Genomic DNA, 12,256 nt, shown 5'->3' with positions numbered 1-12,256 from the left:
CAAAAAAGCCACCGGCAAGTGAATGCGCGGTGGCTGCAGGCGAGGGCGGCGGCTGCCGCCTCAATCCCGACGTGAGGATCGCCTACTTCATGTCGTCGGTGATGACGCGCACGATGCGCTGGGCATTGGCCGAGGTCTCTGGCTGGCCCTGGGTGTTGAGCACGGTGACGGTGGACTTGTCGCCCTCGCTGCGCACCTGGATCTGGTACTTGACCGGCGCGGCCGCGTCGGGCGAGCGGCTGAACAGCTTGCTGAAGAATCCCTTGGGCTCGACCTTGGCATCGGGCGCCACATAGCGCACGAAGTAGATGCCGCGGCTGCGGTCGCGGTCTTCCACGGTGAAGCCCGTGCGGTCCAGGGCCACGCCGACACGGCGCCATGCGCGGTCAAAGCCTTCGTCGATCTGCAGCACGGGCTGTCCGTTGGCGGATTCCATGCGCACGCTGCCGGTGGCGGCTGCCGTGGTGGTGTTGGCCTTGGCCACGGCGTCGGCCTGCTCCTGGCTCACGCCGAGCTTGACCATCAGGCGGCGCAGGAATTCGGTTTCCAGTTCCGGATCGGAGGGGCGCGGCTGCCAGATGGTCTGGTCCTTCTGGGCGCTGGTGTACACCTCCTGCATGCCGCGGTGCGTGATGTAGACCTCGGTGGAGCCGTCGGCCGAGCGCTCCAGGCGGGTGCGGAACCTGTCGCGCTCGCTGGTGGAGTACAGGCCGTCGAAGACCTTGCCCAGCGTCTTGCGGATCACGTCCTGCGGGATCTTGGCGCGGTTCTCGGCCCAATCGGTTTCGATGATGCCGAGCTGGCGGTCTTCGGTGGTGAAGATGAAGCCGTTTTCCAGCCAGAAGTCGCGCACGGGCTCCCACAGCTGGTCGGCCGGACGCTTGATCACCAGCCAGCGCTGCTCGCCATTGCGCTCGATGCGCACATCGCCCAGGGCGGCGGTGGCCGTTCGGCCCTCTGCCGGCTTTTGCGCCTTGGAGTTGGCTTCCATGGCGGCGGCGGAGACCACGCCGCCGGGCACGGCGTAGCGGGAGTCCGTGGACAGCTGTGTCAGGTCTGGCGGGACTTCCAGGGTGGGCGCCTGCTGCTTGCCGGCGCTCTTGTAGTCGATCTTGCTCTCTTGGAACGTGGTCGTGCAGGCTGTCAGGCCGATGGCCAGGCTCAGCAGGCTCAGACGTGCAATGGGCTGTTTCACGCGAATATCCTTGGTGCGTTCGGTCGGTGGGGCGGGGCGCCTCACAGCAGGCCAGCGGAGCTCAGGGCGGCTTCCACGGTGGCTTCCAGATTCTTGCTCAGGGGTGTCATCGGCAGGCGCATGGCCGGGCCGCAAAGGCCCAGGCGGGCTGCGGCCCACTTGACGGGAATGGGGTTGGCCTCGACGAAGAGGTTCTTGTGCACAGGCATCAGGCGCATCTGGATGTCCATGGCGGTGCGCACGTCGCCGGCCAGGGCCGCCTTGCACAGATCGCTCATCAGGCGCGGCGCCACGTTGGCCGTGACGCTGATGTTGCCGTGGCCGCCGCACAGCATCAGTGCCACAGCGGTCGGATCATCGCCGGAGTACACGCCGAAGCCTTCGGGCACTTCACGGATCAGCCACTGGGCGCGTTCGATGTTGCCCGTGGCTTCCTTGATGCCGATGATGGCGGGGATCTGCGCCAGGCGCAGCACGGTGTCGTGCTGCATGTCGGCCACCGAGCGGCCGGGCACGTTGTAGAGCACCACAGGCAGGTCGCCCACCGCTTCGGCAATGGCCTTGAAATGCTGGTACTGGCCTTCCTGCGTGGGCTTGTTGTAGTAGGGCACGACCTGCAGCTGGCTGTCGGCACCGACCTTCTTGGCGTAGCGGGCCAGCTCGATGGCCTCGTGCGTGCTGTTGGCGCCGCAGCCTGCCATCACGGGAACGCGGCCCGCAGCCTGCTCGACGGACACGCGGATGATTTCGCAGTGTTCCTCCACGTTGACGGTGGGGGATTCACCTGTCGTTCCCACCACGCCGATGCAGTCCGTGCCCTCGGCCACATGCCAGTCGATGAGTTTTCGCAGCGCCGGGTAGTCAACACTACCGTCCTCGTGCATGGGCGTGATGAGGGCAACGATGCTGCCAGTGAGAGCGACGGAGGAGGATGTCATGTCCGCAAGAAAAAACGGGAAAGGATCATTCTAACGAGTGTCGGAGGCAGGCCCAAGGCGGTCGCCTGTAGGGATTCAGGCGATTGCAGCCCCCGACGCCTTCTGATGCGCCAGCATGGCCACGGGTTCCCGGCCTGTTGCATCGGGGCGCAGTGCCGCGATGCGCTGGACTATGCGATCGGGCTCGCCCAGCTGGCCGTGCTCGTAGGCCACGATGTGCCAGCCCGCGCAGGCCTGCAGCAGCTCGCCGGGCGCCAGCAGGAAATCGGGCCGGGAAGGCTTGCCGAAGGCCTCGTTGCCCTGGGCAAAGGTTTCGTACAGCAGCACGCCGCCGGGTGCCACGCTGCCCAGCAGCGCCGGCCACAGCGGGCGCCACAGATAGTGGGTCACGACCACGGCGCCGAACTGCCTGCCGGGCAGGGGCCAGGGGCCGTTTTCAATGTCGGCGCACAGCAGCTCGCCCACGCCCTGCAGGCCGGCCAGGGCCTGGGCGTCGCGGTCCACGCCCGTCACTGCATGGCCGCGTGCATGGAACCAGCGCATGTGGCGGCCAGGGCCGCAGGCCACGTCGAGCACGGTGGCCTCGGGTGCCAGAAGATGCGCCCAGCGTTGGATCCAGGGCGAAGGCGGCGTGGCTGCGTGCATGTGAAATTTCGGAAATGAATTGAAAGCGGCCGCCATTGTGCCGCCAGGCCTTTGCCGCGCTTCAATTTCAGAAGCAGGCCCAGAGCTGGTCGGCCATGCCCAGCATGAACTCGGGCTGCAGATAGAGCATGAAGACCAGGCCCAGCACCAGCAGCACGGCGGCCCACAGCGCCAGCCTGCGCAGCAGCTGTGGGCGGGGCGTGGTGGCTGTCGTCATGTCAGGCCGCCGCCTGCGCCGCACGCGGCCTTGCCACCGGGGCTTCGCGTATCGGCAGGTTCAGCAGGCCGGCGGCCACGCCCAGGCCGATGGCCAGGTACCAGACCACCTGGTAGCTACCGGTGTGGTCATACAGATAGCCGCCCAGCCAGACACCCAGGAAGCTGCCGACCTGGTGGCTGAAGAACACCATTCCGCTCAACATGGACAGATGCTGCACGCCGAAGATCTGGGCCACGGTGGCATTGGTCAGCGGCACGGTGGACAGCCACAGCAGTCCCATGGCGGCCGAGAAGATGTAGACCGACCAGGGCGTCAGCGGCGCGAGCAGGAAGAGCACGATCACCACCGAGCGCGTGAAGTAGATGGTGGACAGCAGGTAGCGCTTGGGCAGGCGCTGGCCCAGGTTGCCGGCCACGTAGGTGCCGACGATGTTGAACAGCCCCACCAGCGCCAGCGAGATGCTGGCCACCTGCGGTGCCAGGCCGTAGTCCTTGAGGTAGCTGGGCATGTGCACGCCGATGAACATCACCTGGAAGCCGCAGACGAAGTAGCCAGCCGTCAGCAGCACGAAGCTGGGCGTGCGCAGCGCTTCGGCGACGGCCTGGCCCGCGCTCTGGTCGCGCACGGGTCGGGTATTGCCGGCCGTGAAGCCCGGCTCGCGCAGGCCGAAGGCCAGCGGAATGATCATCAGGGCGCACAGCGAAAGCAGCAGCAGGGCGTTGGACCAGCCGAAGTTCGAGATCAGGCTGCCTTCCACGGGCACCATGAAGAACTGGCCGAAGGAGCCCGCCGCCGCCGTCACGCCCATGGCCCAGCTGCGCCGCGCCACGGGAATCTGGCGGCCCAGCACGCCGTAGATCACGGCATAGGTGGTGCCGGCCTGGGCTGCGCCTATCACCACGCCGGCCGTCAGGGCGAACCAGGTTGTCGTGGGCGCCATGGCCATGCCGGCCAGGCCCAGCGCATACAGCAGCGCGCCCACCAGGAGCACGCGGAAGGCGCCGAAGCGGTCGGCCAGCATGCCGCCGAAGATGCCGAGCACGCCCCAGGACAGGTTCTGGATGGCAATGGCCAGCGCGAAGGACTCGCGCGTCCAGCCCATCTCCTGGGTGATGGGCTGCAGCCACAGGCCGAAGCCGTGCCGGATTCCCATGGACAGCGTCACGACTGCGCCCCCGCACAGCAGTATCTGCACCATGGACATGGGTTGGTTGTTTTTGTGCATGCGGCAAACTTTAGCGAAACTCCGGGTTTTGCGCTGCGACGCGTGGGTCGCCCATGCGCCAGCGCGGCACTTCGTAGCCCTTGGCGGCACTGGCCTTTTCGGGATAGTCAATGTCAATGACTGTGAATGTATCCAGCACTGAGCCGGGCCGCGCACTACAATCCGCCCCCATGGCAGTCAAACCATCTCCCACTTCCGCCAGCGAATACTCCGAAGGCTCGATACGCGTGCTCAAGGGCCTGGAGCCCGTCAAGCAGCGTCCCGGCATGTACACGCGCACCGACAACCCCCTGCATGTGCTGCAGGAGGTGATCGACAACGCGGCCGACGAGGCGCTGGCCGGCTTCGGCAAGAAAATCCGCTTCACCCTGCATTCCGACGGCTCCTACAGCGTCGAGGACGACGGCCGGGGCATCCCCTTCGGCATGCACCCCGAGGAAAAGGCGCCCGTGGTGGAGCTGGTCTTCACCCGCCTGCATGCGGGCGGCAAGTTCGACAAGGGCAAGGGCGGCGCCTACAGCTTCTCGGGCGGCCTGCATGGCGTGGGCGTCTCGGTCACGAATGCGCTGGCCACGCGCCTTGAGGCCTGCATCCACCGCGAGGGCAAGGTGGCCACCATCGCCTTCTCGGGCGGCGACGTGGTCGAACCCCTGCAGTCGCGGCCGCTGGCCGCGGGCGAGCGCAAGCAGGGCACGACCGTGCGCGTGTGGCCCGATGCCCGCTACTTCGAATCCTCCCAGCTGCCCATGGGCGAGCTGATGCATCTGCTGCGCAGCAAGGCCGTGCTCATGCCCGGCGTGTCGGTGACCCTGGTCAACGAGAAGACGCGCGACACCCAGACCTGGCAGTTCAAGGGCGGCCTGCGCGACTATCTGCAGCAAAGCCTGCATGGCGAGGCCGTCATCCCGCTGTTCGAAGGCGAGGGCTTTGCCGACCGCAACCACGACAGCTTTGCCGAAGGCGAGGGCGCCGCCTGGTGCGTGGCCTTCACCGAGGATGGCGCGCCGCTGCGCGAAAGCTATGTCAACCTGATCCCCACCACGGCCGGCGGCACGCACGACAGCGGCCTGCGCGACGGCCTGTTCCAGGCGGTCAAGGCCTTCATCGAGATGCATTCGCTGCTGCCCAAGGGCGTCAAGCTCATGCCTGACGACGTCTTCGCGCGCGCCAGCTACGTGCTCAATGCCAAGGTGCTGGACCCGCAGTTCCAGGGCCAGATCAAGGAGCGCCTGAACTCGCGCGATGCCGTGCGCCTGGTCAGCGGCTACGTTCGCCCTGCGCTGGAGCTGTGGCTCAACGAGCATGTGGAATGGGGCCGCAAGCTGGCCGAGATCGCCATCAAGGCCGCCCAGACCCGCCAGAAGGCGGGCCAGAAGGTCGAAAAGCGCAAGGGCTCGGGCGTGGCCGTGCTGCCCGGCAAGCTCACCGATTGCGAAAGCCGCGACCTGAGCCTGAACGAGGTCTTCCTGGTCGAGGGCGACTCGGCCGGCGGCAGCGCCAAGATGGGACGCGACAAGGAAACCCAGGCCGTGCTGCCCCTGCGCGGCAAGGTGCTCAACACCTGGGAAGTCGACCGTGACCGCCTGTTCGCCAACAACGAGATCCACGACATCTCGGTGGCCATCGGCGTGGACCCGCATGGCCCCCATGACACGCCCGACCTGTCCGGCCTGCGCTACGGCAAGATCTGCATTCTTTCAGATGCCGACGTGGACGGCTCGCACATCCAGGTGCTGCTGCTCACGCTGTTCTTCCGCCACTTCCCCAAGCTCATCGAGGCCGGCCACATCCATGTGGCGCTGCCGCCGCTGTTCCGCGTCGATGTGCCTGCGCGCGGCAAGAAGCCAGCAGCCAAGATGTACGCGCTGGACGAGGGCGAGCTGACCGCCATCCTCGACAAGTCCGCCAAGGATGGCGTGCCGCGCGAGAAATGCCAGATCAGCCGCTTCAAGGGCCTGGGCGAGATGAATGCCGAGCAGCTGTGGGAAACCACGCTCAACCCCGACACGCGCCGCCTGCTGCCCGTGCAGTTCATGAATCTGGACTTTGCGGCGGCCGAGCAGGTCGTCACCAAGCTGATGGGCAAGGGCGAGGCTGCGGCGCGCCGCGAGCTGATGGAGTTGCACGGCGACGCCATCGAAGTGGATATCTGATCCCCATGCCCCTGCGCCCGGCTGCCCCACAGCACCTTCCGCACTGCCCGCACCCTGCGCGCGCCGCTGCCGCGCGCGCGCTTGCAGCGCTGGGCGCGGCCCTGGCGCTGTGGGGGGTGGCGCAGCCCGCGCATGCCGATCTCTGGGCCTTCGTGGACGAGCGCGGCATCACGCACTTCGCCGCGCAGGCGCTGGACGAGCGCTACAAGCTCTACTTCCGCGGCTCGCTGTATGACAGCACCGAGCAGGGACTCAAGCCCCCGCTGGTGGAAGCCGAGGCCGCTGCCGACGATGACGGCGGCAGCGATGCCGGGCGTAGGCTGCAGGCGAGCACGCGGATGCAAAGCTTCTTCGACATCTCGCCGCGCTACAAGAGCGTGCGCGGCCACCTGCGCAAGGCGGCGGACCACACGGGGGTGGACTACGACCTGCTCAAAGCCGTGATTGCCGTCGAGTCGGGCTTTGACGCGCAGGCCATCTCGCCCAAGGGCGCAGTCGGCCTGATGCAGCTGATGCCCGCCACGGCCCAGCGCTTCGGCGTGGAGGCCAGCCGCCAGCGCAGCGTGCTGCAGCAACTGGCCGACCCGGCCGTCAACGTGCCGGCCGGCGCGCGCTACCTCAACCATCTGATGGGGCTGTTCCCCGGGCGGCTGGACCTGGTGCTGGCCGCCTACAACGCGGGCGAGGGTGCCGTGCGGCGTGCGGGGCAGGCCATTCCTCCCTATCAGGAAACCCGCAATTACGTGAAGGCCGTGCTCGGTATCTACGAGCAGCTGCAGGGCGGGCGCCAGCGTGCGGGCCAGGCAGCGCCTGCGGTGGCGGCACAGCCTGGCACAGCGCCCCGGATACGGATGACCTTGTCCACAGGGCTGCCATCGCCGCGATGAGCGGCCTTCACTGCATTTATTGAGATCACGAATTTCTTCATGAGCGATCAAAACACTCTGGATCTGGCCCAACAGGCGGCCGGCGATGCCCTGGACCTGGGCCAGTACGCACAGCGCGCCTACCTTGAATACGCACTGTCTGTCGTCAAGGGCCGGGCACTGCCCGATGTCACCGACGGCCTCAAGCCCGTGCAGCGGCGCATTCTGTACGCCATGGACCGCATGGGCCTGAGCTACAGCGGCCCCAACCACAACACGGCGGCCAAGCCCGTCAAAAGCGCGCGCGTGGTCGGCGATGTGCTGGGGCGCTTTCACCCGCACGGCGACCAGTCGGCCTACGACGCGCTAGTGCGCATGGCCCAGGACTTCAACCAGCGCTATCCGCTGGTCGATGGCCAGGGCAATTTCGGCAGCCGCGACGGTGACGGCGCAGCGGCCATGCGCTACACCGAGGCGCGCCTGTCCAAGATCACGGGCCTGCTGCTCGACGAGATCGACATGGGCACGGTGGACTTCGTGCCCAACTACGACGGCAGCACGCAGGAGCCGCAGCAGCTGCCCGCGCGCCTGCCGTTCGCCCTGCTCAACGGCGCCAGCGGCATTGCCGTGGGCCTGGCCACGGAAATCCCCAGCCACAACCTGCGCGAGGTGGCCGACGCCTGCGTGGCCCTGATCAAGCGGCCGCAGCTCAGCGACGAGGAACTGTTCCAGATCATCCCCGGCCCCGACTATCCGGGCGGCGGGCAGATCATCAGCAGCGCCTCCGACATCCAGGATGCCTACCGCACGGGGCGCGGCAGCCTCAAGCTGCGCGCGCGCTGGAAGATCGAGGAGCTGGCGCGCGGCCAGTGGCAGATGGTGGTGACCGAGCTGCCGCCCGGCGTCTCTGCGCAGAAGGTGCTCGAAGAGATCGAGGACATCACCAACCCCAAGGTCAAGACCGGCAAGAAGGCGCTGAGCCAGGAACAGACCCAGCTCAAGGCCAGCATGCTGGCGGTGCTCGATGGCGTGCGCGACGAGTCCAGCAAGGATGCGCCCGTGCGCCTGGTCTTCGAGCCCAAGACCGGCAAGGTGCCGCAGCAGGAGCTGGTCACGGCGCTGCTGGCGCACACCAGCCTGGAGTCGTCCAGCTCCATCAACCTGACCATGATCGGCCTGGATGGCCGGCCGGTGCAGAAAAGCCTGCGCCTGATGCTCGAGGAATGGATCGCCTTCCGCCAGACCACGGTCACGCGGCGCAGCCAGCACCGGCTGGCCAAGGTGCTGGACCGCATCCACATCCTCGAAGGCCGTCAGGCCGTGCTGCTGAACATCGACAAGGTCATCGCCATCATCCGGGCCAGCGACGAGCCCAGGCAGGCGCTGATCGATGCCTTTGCGCTGTCCGAGCGCCAGGCCGACGACATTCTGGAAATCCGCCTGCGCCAGCTGGCGCGGCTGGAGGCCATCAAGATCGAGCAGGAACTCAAGGAACTGCGCGTCGAGCAGGGCAAGCTCGAAGACATCCTGGGCAGTGATAGCGTCATGCGCCGCCTGATCTGCAAGGAGATCGAGGCCGACGCCAAGCAGTTCGCCGATGCGCGCCGCACGCTGATCCAGGAAGAAAAGAAGGTGGTCGCCGAAGTCAAGGTGGTCGATGAGCCCGTGACGGTCATCATCTCGGACAAGGGCTGGGTGCGCACGCGCCAGGGCCATGGCGTCGATGCGGGCACGCTCAGCTTCAAGGCCGGCGACAGCCTGCACGGCACCTTCGAGTGCCGCACGGTGGACCAGCTGCTGGCCTTCGGCAGCAATGGCCGGGTCTATTCGGTGCCGGTGTCGCAGCTGCCCGGCGGGCGCGGCGATGGCCAGCCCGTGACCACGCTCATCGAGCTGGAGGCCGGCACCCAGATCCTGTACTACTTCGCGGGAGCCGAAGGAACGGCGCTGCTGCTGTCGGGGTCGGGCGGCTACGGCTTCGTGGCCATGGTGGGCGACATGGTCTCGCGCCAGAAGGCGGGCAAGGCCTTCGTGACGCTGGCCGACGGCGAGACGCTGTGCGCCCCGTCCACGGCCTACGGCGTGCCCATGGGTGCACGCGCCGAGCCGCAGGAAGGCGAGCAGGGCGCGGGCCTGCTGCTGCCGGCCACGCATGTGATCTGCGCCTCCACGGGCGGCCGCATCCTCACCTTCGAGATCGCCAGCCTCAAGCACATGGCCAAGGGCGGTCGCGGGCTGATGCTGCTCGACCTGGAGGACAAGGACACCCTGGCGGGCGCTGCCGCCTACACGCGCAGCATCCGCATCGATGGCCTGGGCCGCGGCGGCAAGGAGCGCAGCGAGACGCTGGAGATCCGCAGTCTCAACAATGCCCGTGGCACGCGCGGCCGCAAGGGCAAGTCGGCCGACCTGGGCTTCAAGCCGCAAAGCGTGACGCGCGTGGAGTAAAGAGCGCATCTGCCCCTGCAATGCCTTCCGCGAAAGGGGTGGATCAGGGGTTTTCTCTGGGTTTTTCCGACCTCCGGGCCCTGCTGCAGGCCTCAACATGGAGTCTTCCAACATGAGGGAGACTGGATATGCTGCGACTTCGCATGGCACACAAGCTGTGGCTTGCCGTGGCCGCCATCGTGGTGGCGCTGGTGGGCGTGGTCGGCTTGTCGGGTTATCGCTCGGCCCAGGTCCAGGCCCGGTCCGAGGCCGTCACCCAGGAGATGCAGGCGCGGGTCCAGGCCGCCGTGCGCTGGATGGGGCTGACCGAAACCAATGCGGCCCGCACCCAGGCCCTGGTGGTCAGCAGTGATGCTGCCGTCGAGGCCGAGTTCAAGGACGTGATCAGCGCCACCTCGGCGCGGATCACCGAGGTGCAGAAATCACTGGAAGCCATGCCCCTGTCCGACGCAGACAAGGCGCAGATGGCCAGGATTGCGGCAGCCCGCAAGACCATGATCGAACTGCGTGCCCAGGCACGCCAGCTCAAGGCCGACGGCCGGCAGGAGCAGGCGTTGGCCCTGGTCAAGCAGTCCTACAACCCTGCCGTGGATGCCTATCTGCAGACGCTGCGCGACTTCGTGCAGATGCAGGAGCAGGTGGTGCGCAGCAGCCAGGAAGAGACGGCAGCCTCGCGCAGGCTCACCGTGGGTTTTGCCGCTGCGGCCGTGGGCGTGCTGCTGCTGTGCATCGTCATCGGCGCCCATTTCCTGATTGCCAGCATCCGCCGTCCCCTGGCCCAGGCCAGGGAACTGGCCGAACGCATTGCCGCAGGCGACCTGAGCGCAGCCGCGCAGGGACAGACACAGCGCGCTGACGAATTCGGCGACCTGCTGCGCTCGCTGCAGGCCATGAGCGAATCGCTGTCGGGCATGGTGCAGCAGGTGCGCCAGAGCACGGACAGCATTGCCATCGCCAGTGCCGAGATTGCCACCGGCAACCACGACCTGTCCGTGCGCACCGAGCAGACCTCCAGCAACCTGCAGGAGACCGCTGCCGCCATGGAGCAGTTCACCAGTACGCTGCAGCAAAGCGCCAGCAGTGCGCAGCAGGCCAGCAGCCTGGCGGCGGGCGCGTCACAGGTGGCCCAGCGCGGCGGTGAGGTCGTGGCCCGGGTGGTCGAGACCATGAAAGGCATCAACGACAGCAGCCGGCAGATTGCCGACATCGTCGGCGTCATCGACTCCATTGCCTTCCAGACCAATATCCTGGCGCTGAACGCCGCCGTGGAGGCGGCCCGCGCCGGCGAGCAGGGCCGGGGCTTTGCCGTGGTGGCCAGCGAGGTGCGCACGCTGGCCCAGCGCAGCGCGGCGGCTGCCAAGGAGATACGCCAGCTCATCGGCGCTTCGGTGGAGCGGGTGGAGGACGGCGCCCGCCTGGTGGGCGATGCCGGCACCACCATGGAGGGCATCGTGCAGTCCGTGCAGCGCGTGGCCGACACCATCGGCGAGATCACGGCGGCCTCTTCGGAGCAAAGCGCGGGCGTGGCCCAGGTCAATCAGGCCGTGGGACAGCTGGACCAGATGACGCAGCAGAACGCGGCCCTGGTCGAGCAAAGCGCGGCCGCGGCGCAAAGCCTGCGTGAGCAGGCCGAGCAGCTGTCGCGGACTGTGGCGGTGTTCAAGGTGGCGCACCTGGCGCCCTCGCCGACGACGCTCGCAAGGCAGGCTGCGCCGGCGGTGCGCACTGCGCACAGCGCGGCCGCAGCGCCAAGGCGGCCGGCAGCAGCCGTGGCGCCTGCGGCTGTCGGGCCGGTTGCCGCGCGGCCTGCCGCAGCAAGGGAGGCGGCGCCCAAGCTGGCCTCGGCGCCCCGGCCCGCCGCACCGGCAGCCGAGGATGGCCAATGGGAGAGTTTCTAGCCGCCTGCGAGCACGGCGGCGCCGTGCGGCAGCATGCCGATCAGGCCAGTTCGGCGATCAGCTCGATTTCTACGCAGGAGCCCAGCGGGATCTGGGCCACGCCGAAGGCGCTGCGCGCATGCGTGCCGGCATCGCCGAAGACCTGGCCCAGCAGCTCGCTGCAGCCATTGGCCACCAGGTGCTGCTCGGTGTAGTCGCCCGTGGAGTTGACCAGGCACATCAGCTTGACGATGCGGCGCACGCGGCCCAGGTCGCCGCCGGCGGCGTGCTGGAGCGTGCCCATCAGGTCGATGGCGATGGCGCGCGCGGCCTGCTGGCCGTCGGCAGTCTGCAGATCACGGCCCAGCTGGCCTGCCCAGACCTTGCCGTCCTTGCGTGCGATATGTCCGCTCAGGAACACCAGATTGCCCGTCTGCACATAGGGCACGTAGGCTGCCGCCGGGATGGCAGGCGACGGCAGTTCGATGTTCAGGGCCTTCAGTTGTTCGTAAACGCTCATCGTTGATTCCTTCGAGACAAGAAAAATCCGGCGCCAGTGCCGGGGTGGCGGACAGTGTGACACAGCCCCCGTGCACCCTGGCATGTCAGGGGCTGGGCATGCGCCAGTCTGATTCTTGTCCGAATCTGGGTCGGAGCACGGTGGCTTCGAGGCACCTGCTTCTAGCATG

General features: G+C 67.6%; 10 protein-coding genes. 4 read left to right on the top strand and 6 right to left on the bottom strand.

The features are described from left to right. Positions 1-82: 82 nt before the first annotated feature. The 5 genes from bamC to ACF8NF_RS01410 all read right to left on the bottom strand — a co-directional run bounded on the left by bamC (position 83) and on the right by ACF8NF_RS01410 (position 4,223). Positions 83-1,195, bottom strand: a complete 1,113-nt coding sequence (bamC, locus tag ACF8NF_RS01430; protein WP_016447628.1) for an outer membrane protein assembly factor BamC — start codon at positions 1,193-1,195, stop codon at positions 83-85. Positions 1,196-1,236: 41 nt separating this feature from the next. Next, entirely contained in the window at positions 1,237-2,133 is an 897-nt protein-coding gene (dapA, locus tag ACF8NF_RS01425; RefSeq protein WP_016447627.1) for a 4-hydroxy-tetrahydrodipicolinate synthase, read from the bottom strand. A 75-nt stretch (positions 2,134-2,208) separates the two neighbouring features. Then, positions 2,209-2,778 (bottom strand): class I SAM-dependent methyltransferase, encoded by a 570-nt coding sequence (locus ACF8NF_RS01420; RefSeq protein WP_392449953.1) that lies wholly within the window; start codon positions 2,776-2,778, stop codon positions 2,209-2,211. 67 nt (positions 2,779-2,845) lie between these two features. Then, positions 2,846-2,995 (bottom strand): hypothetical protein, encoded by a 150-nt coding sequence (locus ACF8NF_RS01415; RefSeq protein ID WP_016447625.1) that lies wholly within the window; start codon positions 2,993-2,995, stop codon positions 2,846-2,848. A 1-nt stretch (position 2,996) separates the two neighbouring features. Beyond that, entirely contained in the window at positions 2,997-4,223 is a 1,227-nt protein-coding gene (locus ACF8NF_RS01410) for an MFS transporter (RefSeq protein WP_017404391.1), read from the bottom strand. 170 nt (positions 4,224-4,393) lie between these two features. On the opposite strand from ACF8NF_RS01410, the gene ACF8NF_RS01405 reads away from it, so the two are divergent. From ACF8NF_RS01405 to ACF8NF_RS01390, 4 genes are all read left to right on the top strand, one after another. Next, positions 4,394-6,376: a DNA topoisomerase IV subunit B gene (locus ACF8NF_RS01405; RefSeq protein ID WP_016447623.1), complete on the top strand. Its 1,983-nt coding sequence runs from the start codon at positions 4,394-4,396 to the stop codon at positions 6,374-6,376. Between the two features lie 5 nt (positions 6,377-6,381). Continuing rightward, positions 6,382-7,263, top strand: a complete 882-nt coding sequence (locus ACF8NF_RS01400; RefSeq protein WP_392449952.1) for a lytic transglycosylase domain-containing protein — start codon at positions 6,382-6,384, stop codon at positions 7,261-7,263. A gap of 39 nt (positions 7,264-7,302) precedes the next feature. Next, the gene (parC, locus tag ACF8NF_RS01395; protein WP_016451257.1) at positions 7,303-9,690 is read left to right on the top strand and encodes a DNA topoisomerase IV subunit A; all 2,388 of its coding nucleotides are present in this window, start codon (positions 7,303-7,305) and stop codon (positions 9,688-9,690) included. A 128-nt stretch (positions 9,691-9,818) separates the two neighbouring features. Next, the gene (locus tag ACF8NF_RS01390; RefSeq protein ID WP_061287437.1) at positions 9,819-11,588 is read left to right on the top strand and encodes a methyl-accepting chemotaxis protein; all 1,770 of its coding nucleotides are present in this window, start codon (positions 9,819-9,821) and stop codon (positions 11,586-11,588) included. 40 nt (positions 11,589-11,628) lie between these two features. On the opposite strand, the gene ACF8NF_RS01385 is transcribed toward ACF8NF_RS01390, so the two are convergent. Further along, the gene (locus ACF8NF_RS01385; protein WP_012206880.1) at positions 11,629-12,087 is read right to left on the bottom strand and encodes a RidA family protein; all 459 of its coding nucleotides are present in this window, start codon (positions 12,085-12,087) and stop codon (positions 11,629-11,631) included. Positions 12,088-12,256 lie beyond the last annotated feature (169 nt).

Origin of the sequence: Delftia sp. WSY_22 (assembly GCF_043104185.1) — a bacterium.
Classification (GTDB): domain Bacteria; phylum Pseudomonadota; class Gammaproteobacteria; order Burkholderiales; family Burkholderiaceae_C; genus Comamonas; species Comamonas tsuruhatensis.
The sequence above is the reverse complement of the archived record's forward strand: the minus strand, read 5'-3'. Positions and strand labels throughout refer to the sequence as shown.